Here is a 24,644-nt window from a genome sequence, read left to right on the forward strand (position 1 = left end):
CCGGGCTCACCGCACCCGTCTCGGAGGTCCTTCTGTACGACGCCGGGGCCCCGTTTCCGCGCAGCGCGCCCGGCGCCCTGCTGCTGGCGGTCGGGGCGCGAGCGGGCGAGGTCGAGGCGCTGGCCCGCGATGCCGCGGCCGCCGGGATGGCCGGGCTCGTGGTACGGGACAGGGACGGGCAGCCCGACACGGTTGCGGCGGCGAAGGCCCACGGCCTCGCACTGCTCGCCGTCGACGAGGAAGCCGCCTGGCACCACGTCCATCTGCTGCTGGCGTCCGCGATCGGTTCCCGGCCCGGCCAGGCGGGGGCGGGGCCGCCTTCGGGGATCTGTTCGCGCTGGCCAACGCGGTGGCCGCGGCCGTGGGCGGTGCGGTCGTCGTCGAGGACGCACGCCAGCGGATCCTGGCCTACTCCACCGTCCCCGGGCAGCCCGTCGACGAGGCCCGGCGGCAGGGCATCCTGGGCCGCCAGGTGCCGAGCAGCCCCGAGAACACCGAGCAGTACCGCGTCCTGTTCGCCGCCCCCGGCCCCGTGCGCCTCGCCGCGCTCGACGGCGACGAGCTGCCGCGGCTCGCCGTCGCGATCCGCGCGGGCGGCGAGACGCTGGGGTCGGTGTGGGCCGTCGACGACGGGCACCTCGGCCCCGATGCCGAGGAGGCGCTCACCCAGGGCGCGTCCACGGCCGCCCTGCTCCTGCTGCGGGCCCGGGCGAGCGAGGAACTGTCCCGGCATGCGACGAGCGACCTGCTGCGCCGTCTCCTCGACGGCACCGCCGATCCCGTCGGCGCCGCGCACCGCCTCGGCCTCGCCGCGGACACCCCGGTCCGGGTCGCGGCCTTCGCGCTCGACGGCGCGGTGTCGGCGCCGGACGGGGAACAGACCGCGCTGCGGCTGCTGGACCTGGTACGGCTGCAGTGCGAGGCGCGCTACGGGCGGCACGCGTGCGTGCTGGTGGACGGGAGGGTGTACGCGTTGCTGCCGGTGGCCGGTGAGCGCGGTGGGGAGCGGCACCAGCGGCTCGTCGAGGACATCGTGCGGCGCGCACGTCAGGCACTGCGGGTGCCGGTGCGGGCGGGGCTGGGTGACGTGGTCACGGACCTGGCGGCGGTACACGGTTCACGGGACGACGCCGACCTCGTCCTGCGGGTGCTCGGGCCGGACGAGGACGTCGCCGCCGTCGCCGAGGTCCGTGCCCGTGTCACTCTGCTCCGGCTGCGTGAACTCATCGACGAGCAGCGGGAGTTGACGACGGGTGCCTGGCGGGAGGTGCTGGCGTACGACGCCGAGCAGGGCACCGACTACGCCAGGACCCTGGTGTGCTGGCTGGACGCCGGGTGCGACATGGCGCGGGCGGCGAAGCTGCTCGCCGTGCATCCCAACACCTGCCGGTACCGCCTCAGGCAGGCGCAGCAGCATCTCGGCATCGACCTGGACGACCCGGACGAGCGGTTGGTGCTGTGGCTGCAGCTGCGGACGCTCGGGGGGCTGCGGGGCGCCGAACGGGCCTGACTCGCACCAGGCCCGCCGGCTGGCGTTCAGCCGCTCAGCCAGGCCGCCAGCCGGGCCTCGCACTCCCGCAGCTGCCCGACGGGCACGTACTCCCCGGCGGTGTGCGCGAGGGTCGGGTCGCCTGGGCCGTAGTTGAGCGCGGGCGTGCCGAGCGCGGCGAAGCGGGCGACGTCGGTCCAGCCCAGCTTGGGGCGGGGCGTCGTACCCAGGACCTCGACGAGCGAGGCGACCGGGCCCTGTCCGAGCCCCGGCAGGGCTCCCGGCACGACCTCGGTGATTTCGACGTCGTACTCGGGGAAGAGCCCGCGCAGATACGCCTCGGCCTGCTCGGCCGAACGGCTGGGCGCGAAGCGCAGATTGACCGTGATCACACAGGTGTCGGGGACGACGTTCTCGGCGATGCCCGCGCGGACGGCGACCGCGTTCAGCCCTTCGCGGTACTCCAGGCCGTCGATGACGATCCGCTCGGCGGTGTGGTCGTCGAGGCGCTGGAGCACGGCGGCCGCTCGGTGCGCGGCGTTGACGCCCCTCCAGGAGCGGGCGGTGTGGGCGCGCTCGCCGCGCACTGTGATGTCCGCGTTCAGGACACCCTGGCAGCCCGCCTCGACGCCCGCGTCGGACGGCTCCATGAGGATCGCGAGGTCCGCCTTGAGCAGGTCGGGGCGTGCGGCGGCGATACGGTTCAGGCCGTTGCGGTCGCCGGAGACCTCCTCGCACTCGTAGAAGACGTACGTGACGTCGCGTGCCGGTGCGGTGAGGGTGGCCGCGAGGCGCAGGGCGACGGCGACGCCGCCCTTCATGTCGCACGCGCCGAGCCCGTACAGCAGCTCTCCGTTCAGCCGGGACGGCAGGTTCCCGGCGGCCGGGACGGTGTCCAGGTGGCCGCCGATGACCACCCGCTCGGCATGGCCCGAGTCGGTGCGGGCCACGACGGAGTTGCCGATGCGTTCGACCGTCAGGTGCGCGTACGCGCGCAGGGCGGACTCCACGGCGTCGGCGAGCTGAGCCTCGTCGCCGCTCTCCGACGGCGTGTCCACCAGGGCTCGGGTGAGGTCCACCAGCTCGCCGGTCGGGTTCAGCGCGGTCATGCGACGCTCTCCTCCTGCGGGGCGGGCCGGTTCAGCCGGGAGTGCTTGATGCCGTAGAGCGCGTAGATCGCGAAACCGACCGCCATCCACAGGCCGAACGCGATCCAGGTATCGGTGCCGAGCCCCCACATCACATAGGCGCAGCACAGCGTGCCCAGCACGCACGTCACCGGCGCGAGCGGTACCCGGAAGCTGCGGGGTGCCTCGGGGCTGCGCCGGCGCAGGATCAGGACGGCACAGTTGACCAGCGCGAACGCGAACAGGGTGCCGATGCTGGTGGCGTCGGCGAGCGCGCCCAGCGGCACGAGTGCGGCGAGCACCATGATGAACGCGGACACGATGACCGTGTTGGCGCGGGGCACCCCGGTCTTGGGGTGGACCTTGGCGAACAGGGGCGGCACGAGCCCGTCGCGTGCCATCGAGAACAGGATGCGGGTCTGCCCGTACTGCACGGCGAGGACGACGCTCGTGGTGGCGACGACCGCGCCGACGGACAGCAGGATCGGCCACAGGGTGCCGCCGCCGACCGAGCGCACCAGCACCTCGCTCAGAGTGGCCTCGGTGCCGGCGAACTTCTGCCAGGGCATCGCGCCGACCGCCGCGATCGCCACCGCGCAGTACAGCGCGGTGATCAGCCCGAGGGAGAGGAGGATGGCACGCGGCAGGTCACGCTGCGGGTTCTTCGCCTCCTCACCGGCCGTCGACGCGGCGTCGAAGCCGATGTACGAGAAGAACAGCGAGGCGGCGCCCGCGCTGACACCCGCCATGCCGAGCGGGAACAGCGGCTGGAAGTTCCCGGCACGGAACGCCGTGAAGGCGACGGCGCAGAACATCACCAGGGCGGCCACCTTCACCGCCACCATGATCGTGTTGACGACGGCGCTCTCGCGGGCCCCGCGCAGCAGCACCACCATGGCGAGGACGACGATCGCGGCGGCCGGAACGTTCAGCACGCCGCCGGCGCCGGGCGGGGCGGCCAGCGACTCCGGCAGCGTCCAGCCGACGGTGAGCTCCAGCAGCTCGTTCACGTACTGGCCCCAGCCGACCGCGACGGCGGCGACCGAGACGCCGTACTCCAGCACCAGACACCAGCCGCAGACCCACGCGACGAACTCGCCGAGCGTGGCGTAGGCATAGCTGTACGAGGATCCGGCGCCCGGGATCATGCCCGCCAGCTCGGCGTAGGACAGGGCGGAGAACAGTGCGGTGATCCCGGCGAGCACGAAGGAGACCACGACGGCGGGGCCCGCCTCGGGCACCGCCTGGCCGAGGACGACGAAGATCCCGGTGCCGAGGGTGGCGCCCACGCTGAGCAGCGTGAGCTGGGTGAGCCCCATCGTCCGCCGCAGCACACCACCACGGGCCTCGGCCACCAGATCGGCGACGTCCCGCCGCCGCGTCAACCTGCCCGCGGTCCTGACCTCACCCGCGGGTCTTTGCGGTCTCGTCTGCACAGTGTCCACGCGCCCACTCCTCTCACAGCTCCGGTTCCGGCCCTTGATGATGCGGAAGGGCAGGGTGGGGAGGGGTGGGCGTGGTGGCCAAGACAGTGAGGGGTGCTTTGGCCTTCCGGCCAATGCCGAAGGTGGGTGGACCGCCCTGCGGCGGGAGTCGTGAGCGGGTCAGGCGCGGAAGGTGAGCGGGTCAGGCACGGAACTGGTTCGCCGGGACCGGGAGCCCGTAATGCTCACGCAGGGTCGTGCCCTCGTACTCCTCGCGGAACAGCCCCTTGCCGCGCAGGATCGGCAGCACGTGCTCGGCGAAGGCCGCGAGGCTCGACGGCAGGGCCGGCGCCATGATGTTGAACCCGTCTGCCGCTCCGCCCTCGAACCAGGCGATGATCGTGTCCGCGACCTGCTCGGGCGTGCCGACGAACTCGAAGTGACCGCGTCCGCCCCCGAGCCGGGAGATGATCTGCCGGACCGTCAGCTGTTCGCGCACCGCGAGATCGATGATCAGGTCGGAACGGCTCTGTGAGCCCTCCAGCTTCGGCCTGGCGAGGATGAAGTCCGGCAGGGGTTCGTCGAGTTGGAAGACCGACTGCTCGGTCTCGAACACGGCGGCCAGCTGGCGCAGCCCGTACTCCGGGACGCGCAGCTCGTCGAACTGCTTCGCCAGTGCCCGGGCTTCCTCCTCCGTGGAGCCGAGGTAAGGGACGATGCCCGGCAGGACGATCACCCCGTCCGGGTCGCGGCCCGCTGCCCTGGTCCGTGCCTTGATGTCGGCGTAGAAGGCGGCGGCGCGCTCGTACGTCGTGTGCGCGGTGAAGATCGCCTCGGCGTGGCGGGCCGCGAAGTCCTTGCCGTCCTCGGAGGAGCCGGCCTGGACGAGCAGCGGGTAACCCTGTGGCGGGCGCTCGACGTTGAGCGGGCCGGCCACCTTGAAGTGCCTGCCCTCATGGTCGAGGCGGTGCAGCCGTGCGGGGTCGGCGTAGCGTCCCGCGGTCTTGTCCGCTACGACGGCCTCGGACTCCCAGCTGTCCCACAGCGCCTTGGCGACCTTCAGGAACTCGTCGGCGCGGGCGTAGCGTTCGGCGTGGCCGGGGCGGTCCTCGAGGCCGAAGTTGGCGGCCTCGTCCGCCCCTGCGGAGGTGACGATGTTCCAGCCGGCGCGGCCACCGCTGACGTGGTCGACGGACGCGAGCCGGCGGGCGAGGTTGTACGGCTCGTTGTAGGTCGACGACACGGTCGCGATGAGGCCGATCCTGCTGGTCGCCTGGGACAGCGCGGTCAGCAGGGTCAGCGGCTCCAGCTGGCCGGGCGGCCGGAACTCGCCGGTGCCGATGAGGGCCGGGCCGTCCGCGAGGAACAGCGAGTCGAACTTGGCGCTCTCGGCCAGCTGCGCCAGCTCGATCCAGTGCCGCAGGTCGAAGTCGGCCCGGGGGTTGCTGTGCGGGAGCCGCCACGCCGCCTCGTGGTGACCCGCTTCCATGAGGAAGGCGTTGAGGTGGAGCCGACGCCGTCTCGTGCTCATGAGGTGACCTTCAGCTTGGAGCTGTCGTAGCCGGCCGGGAGGAGGTTGTCGGTGATCGACTCGACGTCGACCTTCTTGGTGATCTGGCCCGCTTCCAGGAAGGCGTCGGCGAGCTTCTGCTCCAGTTCGATGTCCGACTGCTCGACCGGAGTCACGCGGTTCGAGTAGGCGGCGAGGGACGCCTTGGCATCGGCCGGCGGGATGCCCTGCTCCTGCGAGAGCGCCCGGGCGTACTGGTCGGGGTGCTTGACCGCCCAGGCGAACTCTCGCGAGAGTCTCTTCAGGACGTCCGTGAGGGCCGCACGCTTGGTCTTGTCCTTCAGCGACTTGTCGCTTGCGACGTAGTAACTGCTCGTCTGGTCGATGGGCGGGAGCCCCTTCACCAGGATCCGCGCGCCGTTCTTGACCGCGATCGCCGACTGCGGGTTCCAGATCGCCCAGGCGTCCACCTTGCCGGTGTTGAACGCCGTCGCGCCGGCCGCCGGGTCGAGGAAGACCAGTTTCGCGTCCTTGGGGGTGAGGCCGACGCTCTTCAGCGCGTTCAGGGCCAGACCGTGGGCCGAACTGCCCTGCGGAACAGCGATCCTCTTGCCCTTGAGGTCGGCGGCCGTCTTCAGCTTCGAGCCCTTCGGCACGATGATGTTCTCCAGTGCCTGGTCGGGCGTGAGCGAGCGGTTGACGGCGACGATCTTGAAGCCGTACTCCTTCGCGGCGCCGGTGATCGGCGGTACGTCGCCGACGCTGCCGAGGTCGATGTCGCCCGACGCGGCGGCCTGCACGAGCGGCGGGCCGTAGGTGAAGCGGGCGAACCTGACCTTGTAGGGCGCGTTGTCGAACACGCCGGTGAGCTTCGCCAGGGCCTGGCTGCCGTCACCGCCGTTGTCGCCGATGGTGAAGGTGTACTTGCTCCACTCGGGGTGCTTGGCGTCGCTCGCGTCGGCGGCGTTGCTCAGCGGCCCGGCGGTGTCGGACTCCGATCCGCAGGCGACCAGGGTGCTCGCGAGGGCGAGCGAGCCGACGGCGCCGATGACTCTGGTGGTTCTGATCCGCATGAGTTGTCGTGCTTTCTGTGCTGGGTGAGGGTGTGGAGGGAGGTCAGTGCCGGCCGGCGAGGCCGAGGTCTTCCAGGAGCCGGGCGCGGAGTTCCTCGCGGGCGACGCTCGCTTCGCGGTCCGTGGCGGAGAGGCGCACCTCGTGCGAGGTGCCGATGCGGCCGTCGCTCATGACGACGATGCGGTCCGCCAGGGCGATCGCCTCGTCGACGTCGTGGGTGACGAGCAGCATGGCGGCGTGGTGCCTGGTCCGCAGTGCGCGTACGAGGTCGTGCATGCGCAGCCGTGTGATGGCGTCGAGGGCCGCGAACGGCTCGTCGAGCAGTACAAGTTGGGGTTCCGAGACCAGGGCCCGTGCGAGCGACACTCGCTGGGCCTCGCCGCCGGAGAGCTCCTTGGGCCAGGCCTTCTCACGGCCCGCAAGACCGACCTCGGCGAGTACGTCGCGGGCCCGCTGTTCCGCGTCGGGTCCGTGCAGGCCGAGTGTGACGTTGCGCAGGACCCGCTGCCAGGGCAGGAGCCGGTCGGCCTGGAAGACGATCGCACGCCGTGCCGGGACCTCCACGCGCCCTCCGTCGGGCCGGTCCAGTCCGGCGAGGAGCCGCAGCAGGGTGCTCTTGCCGCAGCCCGAAGGGCCGAGCAGGATCACCAACTCCTCGTCGGCGATGGTGAGATCGAGATGGTCGAGCACCACCCGGTCACCGAACCGACGGACCACCTGCTCGACGACGACCCCGGTCCGCCGACGGGGCTCCGTCGCGGCTGCGCTGCTCATGACGCCTCATAACCGGGTCGCCACCGCAGCAGCACCCGCTCGAGAACCCGGACGAACTGGTCGGCGAGCAGACCGAGGAGCGAGTAGATCACCAGCCCCACGAAGACCTGATTGGTCTGGAGATAGGTCTGCCCTTGAGTGATGAGGAAGCCGAGTCCCTTGTCGGCGTTGACCGTTTCGGCGGCGACGAGGCCCAGGACGCTGTACGCGAGGGAGAACCGGAGGCCGACCAGGAACCCCGGCAGGGCTCCGGGCACCAGCACGCGCGTCACCAGGCGCCAGGTGCCCGCGCCCGTCGTGCGTGCCATCTCGATCAGCCGCTGATCGACGCCCCGGATCGCGGCGAACAGGTTCAGATACATCGGCACGCCCGCTCCGAAGGTGATCAGCAGCACCTTCGTGAGCTCGTCGATGCCGAACCACACGATCATCAGCGGCAGCACCGCGAGGAGCGGGATCGTGTTGAGCACCTGCACAACGCCGTTGAACAGGTACTCACCGCTGCGCAACAGCCCGCCGAGCACCCCGGTGACGATGCCCACCGTCAGCCCGATCGCCAGACCGATGCCCGCCCGCTGCAGCGAGATGGCCAAGTCCGGTCCGAGGACGCCCTGTTGCCACAGATCGGCGGCGGACTTCACGATCGAGGTCGGCGCCGGGGCGTAGATCTTCGACACCACTCCGGCCCGGGCGAGGGTCTCCCAGGCGATCAGGATCACGACCGGAGTGGTGTAGATGCCCAGCGGCCAGCGCAGGCGTTCGCGGAGGGCGGTGAGGGGCGTCCTGCGGCGGGCGTTGCGCGGCAGGAACACCTCGCGTTCCCGCGCGCTCTTCGTGTCGGCGTCCGGGCCCTTGATGACGGCCGGCGCCGGGATCCGGACCTCGGTCATGCCGCCACCGCCAGAACGCCGGTGTAGTGCGAGGCGTCACCGACGAGTCGTTCGCTGCGGCGGCCGTCGACGCCGACCGGTACGTCTCCCGCGACGGTCACGCGGTTCAGGCGGCGCGGGTGGTCGTCGTAGTTGTCCACGGCATAGTGCTGGGTGATCCGGTTGTCGAAGATCAGCAGCTGGTTCGGGGACCAGGTCCAGCGCACGATGTTCTCCGGACGCGTCACGTACGACTGGAAGATGCGCAGCAGTTCCGCCGAGTCGCCGCTCGACAGGCCGACGATCCGCTTGGCGAACCCGCCGATGAACAGGCCACGTTCGCCCGTCAGGGGATGCACCCGTACGACCGGGTGCTCGGCCTCGTACGGCGTCGAGACGAAGATCCTGTCGTACTCCTGCCGCTGCGCCGTCGCGGCCGAAGGGCGGGCGTAGTCGTACTGGTTGGTGTGCACGACGCGCAGCGAGTCCGCGAGGGCGCGCAGCGGTTCGGGCAGGTCACGGTAGGCCGCGGCCGCGTTGGCGATGAGCGTCTCGCCGCCGTACGGCGTGGTCACGATGGACCTCAGCGTGGTGAGCTGCGGCGGGTTGACCACGAAGGTGACGTCCGTGTGCCACTCGTTGGCCTTGGACGTCTCGCTGTCGACGGCGAGCACGTTCGTCGTGCCGTCGGCGGCCGGCACGTTCGGATGGGCGGTGGTGAGGTCGCCGAACCACCCGGCGACGCGCTCCTGGCCTGCGTTGTCGAGGTGGACGTTGTGGAAAACGATCGCCTTGTGCTCGTTGAGGGCGTCACGGAGGGGCGTGACCGTCGAGGGAGTGGGCGGCGCGGTGAGGTCGATGCCTTCGACGACCGCGCCGATGCGGCCGGTGAGCTTGCGGATGGACACGGACACGGACATGAGGAGGTCCTTCTCGGGGGGCGTCGGCGCACCACCGGGTGCGGAGGGGTGGAGAGGGGGAGTGAGCGATCAGCTCGGCGCCGATCGGCCGGGGCTGCGGTACGCCGAGTTCGACGGCACGCTGCTTCGTCGGCCCGAGACCGGCCGACGGCGCGCCCGCCCGTTCTTCAACGACCGCTGCGGCCCGCTCGAAGCCTCCTCGCCCGTGCGCCCCGGTCCCGCAAGCACTTCTCCCCCGAACGGGGAGGGAGACATGAGGAGAAATCGGAGAAGGAGAGCTTCAGGAGGCCGATACGACGATCCTCTGGGGCAGCACCGCATGAGGGGCGGCTACGCACTGCCTCCGCCCGGCGCACACCGGCTGCTGCCGGGGACCACTTACCGGATCAGCGACAACAAAACGCGCTGGAGACGTGCGCCAGGTCGATGTGGCGGCGCCGGGTCAGGTCCACGCGCGGGTTCATGGAACGGGAGTTCAACAGACGTCCACCGCGTTGGTCAAGAACTTCCGGACAGATCTTGCATGGCGGACACGGAGTCCGTGCCAGCCTCTTCCTCGAACATCGGCGCGGGCAGCCCTACTTGCCCCTCGATCAGGAGCGAGCCCCCCCCCATGGCCACTCCCCTGCCGTCCGCCACCGGCAGCATGGGTCCGGGAGTCGCCGTACGGCTACCCCACGCTGCCGCGACGTCCGGTACGAGGCATGCCCGGTGGTCCTCGGTGCGGCCCCGCCCGGAGGGTCAGCGTGCGGCGAGGAGTCGTCCCGAGTTCTGCAGGACGTACCGTGCCACGTTCGTGCCGAGGATGATCCCTGCCTCGTCGGCCGACCTGGTGTGGATGCCGGAGAGGACCCGGGCATCGACGTTCTCGTCCGAGAGCTGTTTCCAGGTGGTGTATGTCCGGGTGACCCCCGGCGCGGTGGGGCTGGTCAGCTCGAACGGGGCGGTACGCGGCCCGGCGAGCGCCGACAGGACGGTCTCCGCGGCGCCCGAGTAGGTGTTGTGGCCGCTCGGGTAGTCCGGATGCGCCGGGGTGGTGTGCAGCGGCGTCCAGTGGGGGTCGGGGTCGATGGTGCCGGCGCGGATCGCGGTGACGGGACGCCAGCGTTCGTAGGCGTACTTGCTGTCGGAGGTGGCGATCTGCGTGTCCACCAGCGCGACGTGGAAGAGTGCGACCAGCCTCGCCTGCCCGGCGATTCCTTCGCTCGTCCGGGAGAGCGCCACGCGCAGCGGCTCCGTGTAGAGGGTGAGGGAGGAGCCGAGCCAGAAGGTGGCCGTCTCGGTCTGGCGGGCGCTGCGCACTGTACTGTCCGCGGCGCCGTACGTCCGCACCTCCGCGAGGTCGGCGGCGTAGCGCCGGGAGTCCAGGGCGGGCGGCGGGGCGAGCCGGAACTGGCGCTGCGTGCTGAGCGCGAACGGCTCGGCGAGGCGGTTGCCGTACTGGGTCGCCGGGGCGTAGCCGGGTGGCGTCGGCTGCCAGACGCCGGGCGCCGCGGGCTTCACGACGTAGGGCGCGTTGACCGACGCGGGGTCGAGGCCGTCCCCCTCCCTCGACTTGAGCACGAGGTCGGCCTGGTGCTCCCCTGCCGCGACGCCCCGCTCCTCAGCGGGGCCGTCGGGGATCGCGTCGAGGGTGTCCTTGAAGGTCGCGTCGAGCTGCTCCGTACGACTCGGGGCCAGCGTCACCAGCGCGCGGTGAACGGCCCCGGCGAGCGCCGCCTCCTGATAGGCGCCGCGCTCGACGCCCGGGGGCACGTTGCGGGCGGCCCGGGCCGCCGCGAGCCAACTGATGGCCCAGGTACGGCTGTTGCTGATCTGGGTCGGCGCCCCGGCCGTCGCAATGGTCTCGGCGGTTGCGTCGTACCAGGCGAGTGCCGTGGAAGTACGGCCGGCCGCCGAGGCCTGCGGAACCGCGACGGACGCGGTCAGCAGCGCCGCCGCGCCCAAGGCGACGAGGGCGGGACGGGTTCTGGTCGAACTCACGCGTTCTCCTTCAGTTTGTGTGAGGTGAGAGAGGTATGTGAGGCGCCGCCGGCCGGACGAGCGGCAGTCCGCAGTGATCGCGCAGCGGGTGCTCCGGCGTGTGGTGCGCAACGGGCGTCCAGTTCCGGAACGCCGGTGAGAACCCGGGGGCGCGCCACACCCGCGAGGCGGTGCGGCAGTTGTGGAAGTCAGCTACACACCGCGGTGGCTATGCGCATCAGATCAATGGCCCGCCGTTTGCGAAAGCGCTCGAAGATCCGCACGACCCCGAAGCTAACTCCACGTCAAACCTCGGTCAACCCGCACCATTTCGCGTGACGGACCTTGCAACGACACGTTCGTGCACGTGCCATGTTCCCGACACAACCCACCCTGGGTTGTGCGGCGGCGCGGCGCAGCAGTGACTGTGAGTGGAAGGCCACCTGGCCGCGGCCCGCGCGGCCACGGCGTGCGTACGGTCCTGGCTCGCCGAACCGCCGTTGCCGCTGCTGTCCCACGGCGGCCCCGTCCTGCCCGGCAAGGCCGACCACACCGTGTGCGACACGGAGGACTGCCAATGCCTCAATGCATGGCCCCGCGCCCGCACCACCCGGCGGTGGCATCCGCGGGTCCCACCCCGGCCGGGCTCAGGATCGGCCGGGGCGGGGGCTCAGAGGATGGGGGACTTGCCGGGGAGGAGGGCCGTGCGGAGGGCGGAGTGCAGGCGGGGCGTGTTCGTCCACTCACGGTCGCGTGACGGAGGGATCTGCCAGCACAGACCCGGGCTCAGCACGCGGTGGAGCGGCGGGATCACCACGTGGCTGCCCCGGCCGAGGACACGCACCTGCGGGACGTTCCAGTCGGCTGCGGAGCCGGGAGGAATCAGCCAGTACAGCCGCCCGCCGAAGCCGTCCCTGATCACGGCTCCCGTCTCGTCGCCGAGGTGCCGGAGTACGTCGATCCCGAGGCCGAGCGGCACGCGTACGGCGTCCCACCAGCCACCCGCGGCCACGGTCCGCACCTCGACACTGCCCGGTTGCATCCACCACGTGGGCCTGCCGACTGTCATCACCCTCACCGGCTTTCCGATCCGACACCCCGACCGTAGGGCGGGAACGCACCGCCGACTTGCCTCCGGGCGCAGAGAAGTTGTCCCCGTGCGCAGCGCGCGCCGACCACTCTGGCCCGCACACGCTACGTCCAAGTAGCTTTACGGGTCGTATTTGTGTGCGAGCTCCAGGGAGACTTCCATGGGACACCCCCGCCCCTTAGTGATCGACCCGACCGGCCGCGACATCCACGGCGAGGCCACCCGGATCCGCGAGCGCGGACCGGTGACCCCCGTCGAACTGCCCGACGGTGTCCAGGCCTGGGCCGTCAGCAGTCCCGAGCTCCTCAAGCGCCTGCTCACCGACCCACGCGTCTCCAAGGACCCGCGCCGGCACTGGCCCCGGTGGATCAACGGTGAGATCTCCCCGGAATGGCCGCTGTTCACCTGGGTGGCGGTGCAGAACATGTTCACCGCCTACGGAGGTGAGCACAAACGGCTGCGTGCCCTGGTCTCCAAGGCGTTCACCGCACGCCGCACCGCGGCGCTCCGGCCCCGTATCGAGGAGATCGCCGCGACCCTGCTGGACGGCATCGAGGAGGCCGGGCAGCAGGGTCAAGTCGTCGATCTGCGCGAGGAGTTCTGCTATCCCCTGCCGATCCGGGTGATCAGCGAACTCCTCGGCCTGCCCGAGGAGCAAGGGGCGGAGCTACGGGCCGTCGTGGACGGCGTCTTCCACACCTCCGCCACCCCGGAGGAAGTCACCGACAACTACGCGCGGTTCTACGCGGCGCTCGGCGAACTCGTCGCCCTCAAGCGGCGGTCGCCGGGCGACGACCTGACCTCGGCGCTCATCGCGGCCCGCGACGACGGCGACAACCGGCTGAGCGAGCAGGAACTGCTCGACACCCTGGTGCTCATGATCAGCGCCGGCCATGAGACCACGGTCAACCTGATCGACAACGCCATCCACCTCCTGCTGACCCACCCGGACCAGCTCGCCCACGTCCGCTCCGGCCGCGTCCCCTGGGAGGACGTGGTCGAGGAGGCTCTGCGCGTGGAGGCGCCCGTCGCCAGCCTGCCGCTGCGGTACGCCGTCGAGGACCTCAAGATGAGCGAGTTCGGCGGCCCGGACGGCGTGATGATCGGCAAGGGCGACGCCATCCTCGCCGCGTACGCGGCCGCCGGCCGTCACCCCGGGAAGTACGGCGAGGACGCCGACCGCTTCGACGTCACCCGCGTCGACAAGGAGCACCTGGCCTTCGGCCACGGCGTGCACTTCTGCCTGGGTGCTCCGCTGGGGCGGCTCGAGGCCCACATCGCGCTGCGGGCGCTCTTCGACCGCTTCCCCGGACTCCGACTCGCCGTGTCCCAGGGCGAGTTGGAGCCGGTCGACTCCTTCATCTCCAACGGCCATCGCTCGATTCCGGTACGCCTGTCCTGATCACTCGCCGCGCCACCACGCCAGCAGCCGCGCGGCCCATCCGCGCCGCACGCGGCCGGCCTCGGGTACGTCGGACGGCTGGGGCGTCGGCGCGGACCGCTCGACGGGCGGCTCGTCACCGGCGCCGGCCGGGGTGACGGTGGCCGGCGGGAACGTCACCGGCAGCGCGGCCAGCGCACGGTGGAAGGGGCCCGGCCGCCAGGCCAATTCCTCCACCGGTACGGCCAGTTCGACGTCGGGAAGCCGGTCGAGCAGCTTCTCGACGGCGACCGCCGCGATGAGTCGGGCCGGACCCTGCGCCGGGCAGTTGTGCGGGCCCGCGCTCCACGCCAAGTGGGCGCGGTTGCCCGCACGCTGATCCACCGTCAGGGACGGGTCGGTGTTCGCCGCGGCGAGACTGACCACCAGCGGATGCCCCGCGCGCAGCACCACGCCTTCGTACACGACGTCGTGGATCGGGTAGTGCACGGCGTAGTTGGCCATGGGCGGGTCGGTCCACAGCACCTCGTCGAGGGCGTCCTCCACCGGCAGACTGCCGCCCGAGAGGCTGCCCGCGAACCGGTCGTCGGACAGCAGCAGCCGCAGGCTGTTGGCGATCAGGTTCTGCTGCGGCTCGGTGCCCGCGCCCATCAGCAGGACGAGGGTGTGCACCATCTCCTCGTCGGTGAGCCCGGCGGGATGGTCCATGAGCCAGGACGTCACATCCGGTCCGGGCTGCCGGCGCTTCAGCGTGACGAGGTCGAGCAGCGTCGTCGCGAGCAGTTCGTTCGCCTTCTCGGCGTCCACTCCGTCGAAGATCCCGGACATCCCCTGCACCAGCCGCTCTCCGTAGTCGGCCGGGCAGCCGAACAGGCGGTTGAACACCAGCAGGGGAAGCACCTGGGCGTACTCGCCGAGCAGATCGGCCTTCCCGGCCGGGGCGATGCGGTCGATGAGCGTGTCCGCGCTCGCCTCGACATAACCGCGCAGGGTGGCGGGTTCCACCCGGGCCAGGCTGTCCGTGATCGCGCCGCGCAGCCTGCGGTGCTCCGCGCCGTCTGCCCACAGCGCGTTCGGCCGGTACATCATCATCGGCACGACGGGGCTGTCCAGGGGGACGGTGCCGTCCGCCAGGTCCTTCCAGCGGCGGGGGTCCTTGGAGAACGTCTCGGTGCTGCGCAGCACGTGCAGGGCGGCGTCGTATCCGACGACGAGCGAGGCCCGCACGCCGGGCGCCAGCTCCACCGGCGCGATCGGGCCGGCGCCGCGCAGCCGCCGGTAGACGGCTGCCGGATCGGCGGCGAACTCGGGGCCGTACAGGGACTCATGGGCGGGGCAGCCCGGCGGCGGGGAGGGCGGTACGGGGGATGCGGAGGTCACGCGTGCTCCAGGTGGCCATTGGGGGTCCCGCCGCTCGGGCGAGGCCGAGAGCGGGAGAGGGTCAGGAGGTACTCGACGAGATGGATCAGGGCCCGCGTGGACGAGACCCGGTCGCGGGCATCGCAGCGCACGAGGGGCGTTTCGGGCAGCAGGTCCAGGGCCTCGCGCACCTCGTCGAGCTCGTACGCGGGAGCGTCGTGGAACTGGTTGAGGGCGACGGCGTACGGCAGCCCGTGCTCCTCCAGTACGCCCATGACCTCGAACGACTGGCTGAGGCGACGGGTGTCGGCGAGGACGAGCGCGCCGAGCGCGCCCTGGGTCATGTCCTGCCACAGCCGGGTGAAGCGCTGCTGGCCCGGGGTGCCGAAGAGGTAGAGCACCAGGCGGTCGTTGAGGGTGAGCCGGCCGAAGTCGAGGGCGACCGTGGTGGTCGTCTTGTCCCGCATGCCGGCCAGGTCGTCGACGAGGGCGCCGGCCTCGGTCATGACCTCCTCGGTGCGCAGGGGCCGGATCTCGGAGAGCGTGCCGACGAACGTGGTCTTGCCGACCGCGAAGTGGCCCACGATCAGCAGCTTGACCGCCGTCTGCACACTGGGCCGCAGGTAGACGTCGTCAGAGGCGGGCGCGGAGTCCATCGAGCACCTCCTGGAGGATTCGGGCGTCGGTCGGCCGGGCGGCGGGAATCGGCGCGCGGGTGACGATGTGGCCGCTGTCCATGAGGTCGGCGATCAGCACTTTGGCCACACTTACCGGCAGCGACAGATGGCCGGCCACCTCGGCGACGGACAGGGCTCCGGGCCGGCACAGCTCCATGAGCCTGCGCTTTTCCGGGTTGAGACCGGTCAGCGGCAGATCGCCGGTCGCGATCAGCAGGGTGACCAGGTCCAGGGTGTTGCGGGTGGGGTGGGCGCGGCCGTCCGTGACGACGTACGACCGCACGAGCCGGTCTGTGGGGCGGCGCCGGGGGGTCATGCCGGGCTGCCGGTGTCCTGCCGGGCGGGGCTGGTCAGCTCCTTGCCGAGCCGGTCGACGAGTTTGTGCATGCGGTAGGTGACCGCCTCCATGTCGACGTCCTCGCCGGTGGAGACCGCGAGGTAGGCACCCTCGCCTGCGGCGACCAGGAAGACGTAGCCGTGCGCGAACTCGATCAGGGTCTGCCGCCACGGGGTGTGCGGGCTGCCGCAGAACTCGGCCGTGCTGCGGCTGATCGACTGGACGCCGGACAGGCCCGCGGCCAGCCGTTCGGCGTCGTCCCGGTCGATGTCCTTGGAGTAGGCGCGGAGCATGCCGTCGGCGGAGAGCAGGATCGCGTGACGCGCCTGCGGAACCTTCAGCACCTCGTCCAGCATCCAGCCCAACTCGTTGTTGGTGGGCCCGGTCATTCGTGGGTGTTCCCTTCGTCGTCGTGGAGCGTGTGCCGGGCGGCCCTGCCGGAGCGGGTGCCGCGTGCGAAGGCGCCCATGCGCCGGGCGTTTTCCTCGGCCGAGCGGCCGCCGACCTCGTCGGCCGGTACGGGCTCCGCGGCCGGTTGCCGTGCGGAGCGGCGACGGCGCCTGGGCAGGCCCCCTGGCGTGGCCGCCTCTGCGGGTTCGGGTTCGGGAGCGAGATCTGGGGTGGGGGCGGGGGCGGCCGGATCGGCGGTGAGGGTGGTGCCGGGCGAGGGCGCTTGCGCAGGAGTGTGCGCGGGTGCGGGGGCGTTCTTGGGCGCGGGCGGTTCGGCGGGCGGCGCGGGCGCCTGGACGGCGTCCAGGTGCGTGAGCAGGGCGGTCGGCAGGAACACCACGGCGCGTACACCGCCGTACGGAGAGAGCGTGTCCACGGACACGCTGAACCCGTAGCGCTGGGTGAGCGCCCCGATGACGGCGAAGCCGAAGCGGGGCGGGTCGCCGAGTCGGGTGATGTCCACCGCGTGTGCGCCGGCGAGCAGTTCGGCAGCGTGCTCGGCCGCCCGGCCGTCCATGCCGACCCCGGCGTCGTCGATCACCACGCAGGCGCCGTTGTGCACCGTCTGGACGGTGACCTCGACCATCGTGCCCGGCTGCGAGTGACGTGCCGCGTTGTCGAGGAGTTCGGCGACCGCGAGCACCACCGGTTCGACCGCCCGGCTCCGCACGGCGATGTCGACCTCGCCGTGGATGCGGATGCGCCGGTAGTCGCGGATGCGGGAGGTGGCGCCGCGTACGACCTCGACGAGCGCGGAGGTGGCGCGCTGGCGGCCCGGCCACGAGCCGCACAGCACGGCGATGGCCTGGGCACGGCGGCCGAACTGGGCGTTGGTGTGGTCGATTTCGAGCAGGTCGCGCAGCACGCCGGGGTTGTCGTGCCGGTCCTGCATCTCGGCGATGGACACCTGCTGTTCGTTGGCCAGGGCCTGGATGGAGCGCATCGACGCCTTCAGGGCGGCCTTCGCCGACTGGTCGGCACGCGACCGGGCGTGCTCGACCGCGCCCGCGAATCGCTCCACGACAGTGTCGAGGCATTTCGCGAACTCCGTGTCGGCGAGCCGGTCGTCCAGCAGACCGACGGCCGGGGCCTGCTGGTGGGTCGCGTCCTCCAGGGCCGGCAGCCGGGCCGAGACGAGGTGCCGGAGTTCCTCGTCCCGTGCCCGCAGGCCGTCCCTCAGCTCGGCGTTCCGTCTGCGCTGCCGTGCGGTGATGCCGCGTTCGCGCACCAGCAGCACGGCGACGGCGAACAGGCCCACGGCCAGGAACCAGAACACCGCCTCCGGTATCTGTTCCGTCATCAAGTCCTCACAGCAAGTGGCGGTCGACGAGCGCACGACGGTAGTGGCGCGTCCGCATGCGCACTTGTCCGTGCGCGCACAGAAGTTGCCGTGGGACGCACGCGCGTGCGTCGGACCGGCCGATCCCGGCGGGCTTGCCACCTGGCATAGGCCAATGAGGCGGGGACGAGTTCCGGAAACCGATTGCTGATCCCTAGTCTGCGCCGAGTGACAGCCCTCGAACACCGGAGCGTTCCGGGCTGCTCTCAAGGCCGTCGGGACACGTCGCAGCGAAGGGGATACGTTGCCCACGGGAAGCTATGTCGTGGAGACGACGAGGACCGCCGAGGTCGAGGCACGCGAGCGGACCGATCTGTGGAGTGAGCGCGTCGGGGCGTACCAGACCCGGATGGACTACCGGTACGCCCGCGCCGAGGTCTTCCGCGGCGAGATGATCCGGCAGCGCAGCGACACCTACCAGGTCGTCACGTGGCACAGCGACCAGATCGAGTACGTCCGCACACCGAGCCTGATCCGCCAGATGCCGGACCCCGACTACCGGCTGCTCTTCCCGCTCTCCGGCGAACTGCAGCTGCGGCAGGACGACCAGGAGGTGCGGCTGACGCCGGGCACGGGCAGCTTGCTCACACTCGGTGCGCCCTTCGAGATCCTGCACGGCGCGTCCCTGCGCGGCGTCATCATGTCGATCCCGGCCCAGGCGATCGACGGCCCGCTGAACCGGAAGGCACCGCTGGCCACCGGGCTCGATCTGACCAAGGGGCTGGGCCGCGTGCTGCACTCCGTGGTGCGCAGCCTGAACGAGGAGCGCGACCACCTCAACACCCCGCAGTTCGACGCCGTCTGCGACCGTGTCGTCGAACTCCTCTGCATGCTCGTCTGCGGCGACGACCGTCCGGACGCGCCGGGGCATCTGACCGAGGTCGAGGCGGTGGTCCGCCGCTACGTGCGCGATCACGCGGCCGACCCCGACCTGTCCGGCAACTCCATGGCCCGCGCCCTCGGCTGGTCCCTGCGCCAGATCCAGCTCGCGCTCCAGCACGCGGGCACCACGCCCCGCGACCTGATCCGCGAGGAGCGCCTGCGGCTGGTCCGCGAGCGTCTCCTGTGCGCCGACTGCGAGCACATGACGATCACGGACCTGGCGTACGCCTCCGGCTTCTCCTCCGGGAGCGCCCTCAGCACGGCCTTCCGCCGCCGCTTCGGGGTGAGCCCGCGCGAGATGCGTCATAAGGCCCGCTGATGCGGCACCCACTCTGACCCGATCGGCCCGACGCCGACCCGCGGCTTCCTCGACGAGACCGGCCCAGCCGTCTGGGTGACGGCAGCGCCGGGATGCGCGCCGTCCTGCCCGCCGTCGCCTGGGCCGTCCTCGCTAGGTCGCAAAAATCTTGCCCGCAGATATGGACGTCGCGTTCATTAAGCGCTTATATGTACGTAGCGTTCATTTGTAGGGTCGATAGGAGAACCCCATGAGCACCCCCATCACCGACCGCGTCGCGCTGGTCACCGGCGGCTCGGGCGGCATCGGCCGCGTCGTGGCCGAGCGGCTCGCCCAGGACGGTCTCGCGGTCGCCGTGCAGTACGCGGGAAACAAGGCCAGGGCCGAGGAAACCGTGTCCGCGATCACCGCGGCCGGCGGCAGGGCCCTCGCGGTGGGCGGCGATGTCGCTGACGAGACCGCGATGAGCGCGGCGTTCGACGCGGTCGAGTCGGCCTTCGGCGGCGTCGACGTGGTCGTGAACACCGCCGGCATCATGATCCTGGCGCCGATCGCGACGTTCGACCTCGCCGATCTGGATCGGATGCACCGCACGAACATCCGCGGCACCTTCGTGGTGTCCCAGCAGGCGGCGCGCAATGTCCGCCCGGGTGGCGCGATCGTCAACTTCTCGACCTCGGTGGTCCGCACCCAGCTGCCGGCCTACGGCGCCTACGTCGCCAGCAAGGCCGCGGTCGAGGGCCTCACCCTCACCCTGGCCCGTGAGCTGCGCGGCCGGGACATCACCGTCAACGCCGTTGCGCCCGGCCCCACCGCCACACCGCTGTTCCTGGACGGCAAGGACGATGCCACCATCGCGAACTTCGCCAAGGCGACCCCGCTGGAGCGGCTGGGCCGGCCCGAGGACATCGCCGAGGTCGTCTCATTCCTCGCCGGCCCCGCACGCTGGGTCAACGGACAGATCATCTACGCCAATGGCGGCCTCGCCTGACCCCTGCCGCACACGGAGCTCCCGCCCCCCGCTCTCACTGCCGAAAGGAACCACGTCCATGTCCACCACCGGCACTGTCGTCGTCATCACCGGCGCCTCCAGCGGTTTCGGGGCCCTCACGGCCCGCGCGCTGGCCGACGCCGGCCACACGGTCTACGCCGGCATGCGCCAGACCACCGGCCGCAACGCGCCTCAGGTCCAGGCCGCCGCCGACTACGCCGACGAGCACGACGTCGACCTGCGCTCCATCGAGCTCGACGTGAATTCTCAAGACTCGGTCGACACCGCCATCGCACGGATCGAGGCCGAGCACGGCCATATCGACGTGCTGATCCACAACGCCGGGCACATGGTGACCGGGCCGGCCGAGGCGTTCACCCCCGACCAGCTCGCCGAGCTCTACAACGTGAACGTGCTGTCCACCCAGCGCGTCAACCGCGCCGCACTGCCGGGCATGCGGCGACGCGGACAAGGACTGGTGCTCTGGGTGTCCAGCACCAGCGTCAAGGGCGGCACCCCGCCGTACCTCGCCCCCTACTTCGCCGCCAAGGCCGGCATGGACTCCCTCGCGGTGTCCTACGCCGGCGAACTCGCCCGCTGGGGCGTGGAGACCTCGATCATCGTCCCCGGCTCGTTCACCAGCGGCACCAACCACTTCGCCCACTCCGGCCGCCCCGACGACACCGCCGTCGAGGCCGAGTACGAGACCAGGTACGCCGGCCTGATGGACCAGGTGGCGAACAAACTCGCCGCTCTCGCCCCCGAGGGCGCGACCGCGTCACTTGTCTCGGACGAGATCGCCCGTATCGTCGCCCTGCCCGCCGGGCAGCGCCCCTACCGCGTTCACATCGACCCCGCCGACGACGGATCCGAGGAGGTCTCCGAGATTGCGGACCGCATCCGCCGTGAATTCCTCACCCGCATCGACCTCGCCGACCTTCTCACCGTCCAGCGCTGAAACCCCGGGCCCGGGACGGGGCAGGGACGTCAGCCCTCCCGTCCCGGCTCCCCTCACCACCGAGGCGATCACCATGACCACCATCGAAACCCCGGCCGCCATACAGACGTTCATCGAGGCGACCAACCGCGGCGACGCCGAGGCCTTCGCCGCCGCGTTCACCCATGACGCCGTCCTCGACGACTGGGGCCGCGCGTACCACGGCCGCGACGGCGTGCGCGCCTGGGACCGCACCGACAACATCGGCGTCCAGGCGCACTTCGAGCTGGACGCGATCGAGCCCGGCCCGTCCTCCGACACCTATGTCGCGACGCTGACGGTCACCGGCAACGGCCACAACGGCACCGGACCCATGACATTCCGTCTGCGCGACGGGCTGATCGCGGGCCTGCGGATCACCCCGTGACACCGGCCGCGATACTGCCGACCGACTCGACCGCGGGCAGCGGCAGCCCGGAAACTGACACGACCCCCGGCAACCGAGCAGGAGCGCACGTGGCGAACAAGGTGAACGGCCCCGCCGCCAAGGAAGGCAACGGCCGCGGACGAGGGCGTCGGCCGGCGGACGAGGTCCGAGCAGACGTCCTGCGCACCGTCGGCGACCTGCTGCTCACCGAAGGCATCGCCGACCTCACCTTCGAACGCATCGCCAGGGCCTCGGGCGTCAGCAAGACCACGCTCTACAAATGGTGGCCCTCCAAAGGAGCGCTCGCCCTGGACGGCTACTTCCACGCCGTCCAGGAAACCCTCGCCTTCCCCGACACCGGAGACATCCGCGCCGACCTCCTCACCCAGCTTCGCGCCTTCGCCCACGTCATGACCGAGACCCCGGGCGGGCGAGTGCTGACCGAGCTGATCGGCGAGTCGCAGACCGACGAGGACCTGGCCACCGCTTACCGGAAGCTGTACTCGTCGCACCGGCGCCGGCTGGCGGCGGAGCGCCTCGGCCGGGCTCAGGAACTCGGCCAGATCCGCGCCGGCATCGACGTACAAGTCCTCGTCGACCAGCTCTGGGGCGCCGTCTACCACCGACTGCTCATCCCCGACGAACCTGTCACCGACGACTTCATCGTCGCGCTCGTCACCAACCTCCTCGACGGGATCCGCCCGAGGTAGTGCGGTCGTGACCGCGATGAACGCGCTGCCGGACCGGGCGCCCACCAGCACGCAACGCCGGGGTACCAGCTCCGCGTTCGCCGGCCGTCAGGCTTCGAAGCGCTGCCGGGCGGACTCGATGTGCCGGAAGTACCGGTAGGTCCACTCGCACATTCCGTCGACGGTCGCCCGCAGTCCGTGGCCCGCTTCGGTCAGCGTGTACTCGACGCGGGGCGGGACGGTGGGGTGGACGGTCCGCTCGGCCAGGCCGTTGCGCTCCAGCATGCGCAGGTTCTGGGTGAGCATCTTGTGGCTGATGCCCTCGACCCGGCTGCGCAGCTCGCTGAAGCGCAGGGTGCCCTCCCCCAGGGCTTCGATGATCAACAGCGCCCATTTGTTGGCGACGTCGGAGAAGATCTCCCGCGCCAGGGAGTCGGCGCGCCGCAGGTCGGCGTCCTCGGCCGAGCCGCTGAACTGCTTGGTCACCATCAGGTTCCCCAGTCACTGAAAAGTGCGTTCTTCCATGTCAACGCACACTCTCCTACGGTTCCTGAGTAACTACAAGAGACCGCGGGGCGGTTTGACGAACAGGGCTCCCTGGAGCCCGCACAAGGAGGCGGACAGCATGGCCATCACTCTGAAGAACCCCGAGGGACTGCCGAAGATCGATGTCTACCGGCAGGTGGCGATCGCCTCCGGTTCGAAGCTGGTCTTCATCGCCGGGCAGGTCGCCTGGGACGCGGAAGGGGTCACGGTCGGCGAGGGCGACCTCGCGGCGCAGGTCGAGCAGTGCTACCTCAACATCGCCACCGCGCTGACCGAGGCCGGCGGTTCCTTCGACGACGTAGCGAAACTGACCTTCTACGTCGTCGACTGGACTGCCGACAAGATGCCCCCGCTCCTGGAGGGACTCTCCCGGGCGGCCGCGAAGCTGGGGATGACTCCGGTGCCGCCGGCCACGCTGATCGGCGTCGCGGCGCTGGACATCCCCGAGCATCTGGTCGAGATCGAAGCCACCGCGGTCCTCGACTGAACAGGTGCCACCGGGCACCGAAGCAGTGGCACAGGGTTCATGCGGGGGCGATGAGTTTGGGCGGCGGGTCGGGTCTGCCCTGCATGACTCGAATCATCGCTGACATCTCGGTCTCTCTCGACGGCTACGTCACCGGGCCCGACCCCGGCCCGGACAACGGTCTGGGCACCGGCGGCGAGGCCCTGCACACGTGGGCGTTCTCCGACGACCCCGACGACCGCCGGGTCCTGCGCGAGGCGACCGCCCGTTCGGGCGCCGTCGTCCTGGGCCGCCGCCTCTTCGACGTTGTCGACGGGCCGAAAGGCTGGGACGACAAGACCGGCTACGGCGCCGGCGAGGTCGGCGAGCCCGCGTTCGTCGTCGTGACGAGCTCGCCGCCGGAGTCGGTGCGGACAACCAACCTCGACTGGACGTTCGTGACGACCGGTCTGCCCGACGCCGTCACCGCCGCACGCGAGCGAGCCGAGGCGGCGTCGTCGGACAGCGGCAAGGATCTCGACGTCATCCTCATGGGCGGCGGCGCCACGATCGGCTCGGCGCTGGAGGCCGGGCTGGTCGACGCGCTGACGCTGCACTTGGCGCCCGTCGTGCTGGGCGCCGGGACGCCACTGTTCACCGGCGGAGCGCCGCGCACGCTGGTGCAGCGGAGCGTGATCCCGACATCGACCGCGACGCACCTGACCTACGACGTCCTCCGGTGATCCGATGACGACTGTCAACGCCAATGAGATCGCCTTGGGCATCGAGTCGTTCGGTGACGACGACGCGCCACTCGTCCTGCTCGCGGGCGGGACGACGATGCTCTCCTGGCCCGACGCACTGTGCGAGCGCCTCGCCGCCGGCGGGCGCCGTGTGGTGCGCTACGACCTGCGCGACAGCGGGGAGTCGACGACGACGGATCCGGAGGCGCCCGCCTACACCCTGCGCGACCTCGCCGCCGACGCGGCGGCCCTTGCTGACGCGCTCGGCGGGGGGCCGGCGCACCTCGCGGGGATCGGCGTCGGCGGGATGGTCGCCCAGGTGGCCGTGCTCGACCATCCGGGCGCGTTCTCGGCGCTCACCCTGGTCGGCACCCGCGCGGTTGCCCCTGGCCTGCCCGACGAGGACCTACCCGACCATGACCCGGCGACGATGAGCCGGCTGTTCGCGCGTCCGATGCCCGACTGGGCCGACCGCGAGGCGGTTGCGGAGTTCGCCGCCGCCGGCGCGGAGATCCTCGGCGACGACCCCGTCGCCGCGCGCGCAACCGCCGCGCGCATCTGGGACCGCACGCCCGGCACCGCACCCCCGGTCCAGATGGCCAACCAGCTGGGCATGGTGTTCTCCAGGCTCGACTGCACACCCCGCTGGCGCGAGCGCCTGCCGGAGATCGAGGTCCCCACGCTCGTCGTCCACGGCCGCCGCAACCGGTTCTTCCCCGTCGGCAACGGCGAGGCGATCGCGCGCGAGATCCCCGGGGCACTGCTGCTCGTCCTCGAGGAGGCCGCCACTGCGATCCCCGATGCGGCGGTCAACGAGGTCACCGAGGCGATGCTCACGCTCGGATAGACGGCGGCGGGCGCCGGGCTGGTCCGGCCTCCACGCAGCAGTGGACGTCGGAGGCCG

General features: G+C 71.2%; 25 protein-coding genes. 10 read left to right on the forward strand and 15 right to left on the reverse strand.

All coding sequences use genetic code 11. From position 1 onward, the window contains the following. Positions 1–349 precede the first annotated feature (349 nt). Positions 350–1,510, forward strand: coding sequence for a PucR family transcriptional regulator (locus ACQEV2_RS03265; RefSeq protein WP_433036322.1), 1,161 nt, complete (start codon positions 350–352; stop codon positions 1,508–1,510). A gap of 26 nt (positions 1,511–1,536) precedes the next feature. On the opposite strand, the gene dapE is transcribed toward ACQEV2_RS03265, so the two are convergent. The 9 genes from dapE to ACQEV2_RS03310 all read right to left on the reverse strand — a co-directional run bounded on the left by dapE (position 1,537) and on the right by ACQEV2_RS03310 (position 12,161). Next, positions 1,537–2,598 carry a succinyl-diaminopimelate desuccinylase gene (gene dapE / locus ACQEV2_RS03270; RefSeq protein WP_433036324.1) on the reverse strand — a complete coding sequence of 354 codons (1,062 nt, stop codon included), beginning with the start codon at positions 2,596–2,598 and terminating at the stop codon, positions 1,537–1,539. After that, entirely contained in the window at positions 2,595–4,061 is a 1,467-nt protein-coding gene (locus ACQEV2_RS03275) for an amino acid permease (protein WP_433036326.1), read from the reverse strand. The genes dapE and ACQEV2_RS03275 overlap by 4 nt, the downstream gene beginning before the upstream one ends. Positions 4,062–4,242: 181 nt before the next feature. After that, a complete protein-coding gene (locus ACQEV2_RS03280; protein WP_433036328.1) occupies positions 4,243–5,571 on the reverse strand; it encodes an LLM class flavin-dependent oxidoreductase in 1,329 nt (442 codons plus the stop codon). Continuing rightward, positions 5,568–6,623 (reverse strand): ABC transporter substrate-binding protein, encoded by a 1,056-nt coding sequence (locus ACQEV2_RS03285; protein ID WP_433036330.1) that lies wholly within the window; start codon positions 6,621–6,623, stop codon positions 5,568–5,570. Before ACQEV2_RS03285 ends, ACQEV2_RS03280 begins: the two co-directional genes overlap by 4 nt. A 43-nt stretch (positions 6,624–6,666) precedes the next feature. After that, a complete protein-coding gene (locus ACQEV2_RS03290) occupies positions 6,667–7,398 on the reverse strand; it encodes an ABC transporter ATP-binding protein (protein ID WP_433036332.1) in 732 nt (243 codons plus the stop codon). Next, positions 7,395–8,288, reverse strand: a complete 894-nt coding sequence (locus ACQEV2_RS03295; RefSeq protein WP_433036334.1) for an ABC transporter permease — start codon at positions 8,286–8,288, stop codon at positions 7,395–7,397. The genes ACQEV2_RS03290 and ACQEV2_RS03295 overlap by 4 nt, the downstream gene beginning before the upstream one ends. Next, on the reverse strand, positions 8,285–9,181 hold the full coding sequence (locus tag ACQEV2_RS03300; protein ID WP_433054161.1) for a TauD/TfdA dioxygenase family protein: 897 nt from the start codon (positions 9,179–9,181) through the stop codon (positions 8,285–8,287). The genes ACQEV2_RS03295 and ACQEV2_RS03300 overlap by 4 nt, the downstream gene beginning before the upstream one ends. 747 nt (positions 9,182–9,928) lie before the next feature. Next, positions 9,929–11,170: a vanadium-dependent haloperoxidase gene (locus tag ACQEV2_RS03305; protein WP_433036335.1), complete on the reverse strand. Its 1,242-nt coding sequence runs from the start codon at positions 11,168–11,170 to the stop codon at positions 9,929–9,931. A 649-nt stretch (positions 11,171–11,819) separates the two neighbouring features. Continuing rightward, positions 11,820–12,161 carry a hypothetical protein gene (locus tag ACQEV2_RS03310; protein ID WP_433036337.1) on the reverse strand — a complete coding sequence of 114 codons (342 nt, stop codon included), beginning with the start codon at positions 12,159–12,161 and terminating at the stop codon, positions 11,820–11,822. 238 nt (positions 12,162–12,399) lie between these two features. Here ACQEV2_RS03310 and ACQEV2_RS03315 point away from each other — a divergent pair, with 238 nt between their 5' ends. Next, a complete protein-coding gene (locus ACQEV2_RS03315) occupies positions 12,400–13,641 on the forward strand; it encodes a cytochrome P450 family protein (protein ID WP_433036339.1) in 1,242 nt (413 codons plus the stop codon). Here ACQEV2_RS03315 and ACQEV2_RS03320 read toward each other — a convergent pair whose 3' ends face one another. The 5 genes from ACQEV2_RS03320 to ACQEV2_RS03340 are packed head-to-tail and all read right to left on the reverse strand — an operon-like array spanning position 13,642 to position 17,743. Then, entirely contained in the window at positions 13,642–15,000 is a 1,359-nt protein-coding gene (locus ACQEV2_RS03320; protein WP_433036341.1) for a cytochrome P450, read from the reverse strand. It abuts the gene before it with no gap. Beyond that, positions 14,997–15,635, reverse strand: coding sequence for a GTP-binding protein (locus ACQEV2_RS03325; protein ID WP_433036343.1), 639 nt, complete (start codon positions 15,633–15,635; stop codon positions 14,997–14,999). The genes ACQEV2_RS03320 and ACQEV2_RS03325 overlap by 4 nt, the downstream gene beginning before the upstream one ends. Then, on the reverse strand, positions 15,613–15,972 hold the full coding sequence (locus tag ACQEV2_RS03330; RefSeq protein ID WP_433036345.1) for a DUF742 domain-containing protein: 360 nt from the start codon (positions 15,970–15,972) through the stop codon (positions 15,613–15,615). Before ACQEV2_RS03330 ends, ACQEV2_RS03325 begins: the two co-directional genes overlap by 23 nt. Then, the gene (locus tag ACQEV2_RS03335) at positions 15,969–16,382 is read right to left on the reverse strand and encodes a roadblock/LC7 domain-containing protein (protein WP_433036347.1); all 414 of its coding nucleotides are present in this window, start codon (positions 16,380–16,382) and stop codon (positions 15,969–15,971) included. The genes ACQEV2_RS03330 and ACQEV2_RS03335 overlap by 4 nt, the downstream gene beginning before the upstream one ends. Beyond that, complete coding sequence (locus ACQEV2_RS03340; protein WP_433036351.1) at positions 16,379–17,743, reverse strand: ATP-binding protein; 1,365 nt, start codon at positions 17,741–17,743, stop codon at positions 16,379–16,381. Before ACQEV2_RS03340 ends, ACQEV2_RS03335 begins: the two co-directional genes overlap by 4 nt. A gap of 283 nt (positions 17,744–18,026) precedes the next feature. Here ACQEV2_RS03340 and ACQEV2_RS03345 point away from each other — a divergent pair, with 283 nt between their 5' ends. The 5 genes from ACQEV2_RS03345 (at position 18,027) to ACQEV2_RS03365 (ending at position 22,027) form a co-directional block, all read left to right on the forward strand. Further along, positions 18,027–18,983, forward strand: coding sequence for a helix-turn-helix domain-containing protein (locus ACQEV2_RS03345; RefSeq protein ID WP_433036353.1), 957 nt, complete (start codon positions 18,027–18,029; stop codon positions 18,981–18,983). 229 nt (positions 18,984–19,212) lie between these two features. Next, positions 19,213–19,953 (forward strand): SDR family oxidoreductase, encoded by a 741-nt coding sequence (locus ACQEV2_RS03350; RefSeq protein ID WP_433036355.1) that lies wholly within the window; start codon positions 19,213–19,215, stop codon positions 19,951–19,953. 58 nt (positions 19,954–20,011) lie between these two features. Beyond that, positions 20,012–20,911 carry an SDR family oxidoreductase gene (locus ACQEV2_RS03355; RefSeq protein WP_433036357.1) on the forward strand — a complete coding sequence of 300 codons (900 nt, stop codon included), beginning with the start codon at positions 20,012–20,014 and terminating at the stop codon, positions 20,909–20,911. Between the two features lie 73 nt (positions 20,912–20,984). Next, positions 20,985–21,317, forward strand: coding sequence for a nuclear transport factor 2 family protein (locus tag ACQEV2_RS03360; protein ID WP_433036359.1), 333 nt, complete (start codon positions 20,985–20,987; stop codon positions 21,315–21,317). 89 nt (positions 21,318–21,406) lie between these two features. Then, positions 21,407–22,027, forward strand: coding sequence for a TetR/AcrR family transcriptional regulator (locus ACQEV2_RS03365; protein WP_433036361.1), 621 nt, complete (start codon positions 21,407–21,409; stop codon positions 22,025–22,027). An 87-nt stretch (positions 22,028–22,114) separates the two neighbouring features. On the opposite strand, the gene ACQEV2_RS03370 is transcribed toward ACQEV2_RS03365, so the two are convergent. Next, complete coding sequence (locus tag ACQEV2_RS03370) at positions 22,115–22,495, reverse strand: winged helix-turn-helix transcriptional regulator (protein WP_433036363.1); 381 nt, start codon at positions 22,493–22,495, stop codon at positions 22,115–22,117. Between the two features lie 136 nt (positions 22,496–22,631). Between ACQEV2_RS03370 and ACQEV2_RS03375 the strand changes: the two genes are divergently transcribed. The 3 genes from ACQEV2_RS03375 (at position 22,632) to ACQEV2_RS03385 (ending at position 24,587) form a co-directional block, all read left to right on the forward strand. Beyond that, positions 22,632–23,039, forward strand: coding sequence for a RidA family protein (locus tag ACQEV2_RS03375; RefSeq protein WP_433036365.1), 408 nt, complete (start codon positions 22,632–22,634; stop codon positions 23,037–23,039). Between the two features lie 83 nt (positions 23,040–23,122). After that, a complete protein-coding gene (locus ACQEV2_RS03380; protein WP_433036367.1) occupies positions 23,123–23,740 on the forward strand; it encodes a dihydrofolate reductase family protein in 618 nt (205 codons plus the stop codon). Between the two features lie 4 nt (positions 23,741–23,744). Continuing rightward, positions 23,745–24,587, forward strand: coding sequence for an alpha/beta fold hydrolase (locus ACQEV2_RS03385; RefSeq protein WP_433036369.1), 843 nt, complete (start codon positions 23,745–23,747; stop codon positions 24,585–24,587). The last annotated feature ends 57 nt before the right edge of the window (positions 24,588–24,644 follow it).

It is taken from the genome of Streptomyces sp. CA-251387 (assembly GCF_050936625.1).
Lineage (GTDB): Bacteria > Actinomycetota > Actinomycetes > Streptomycetales > Streptomycetaceae > Streptomyces.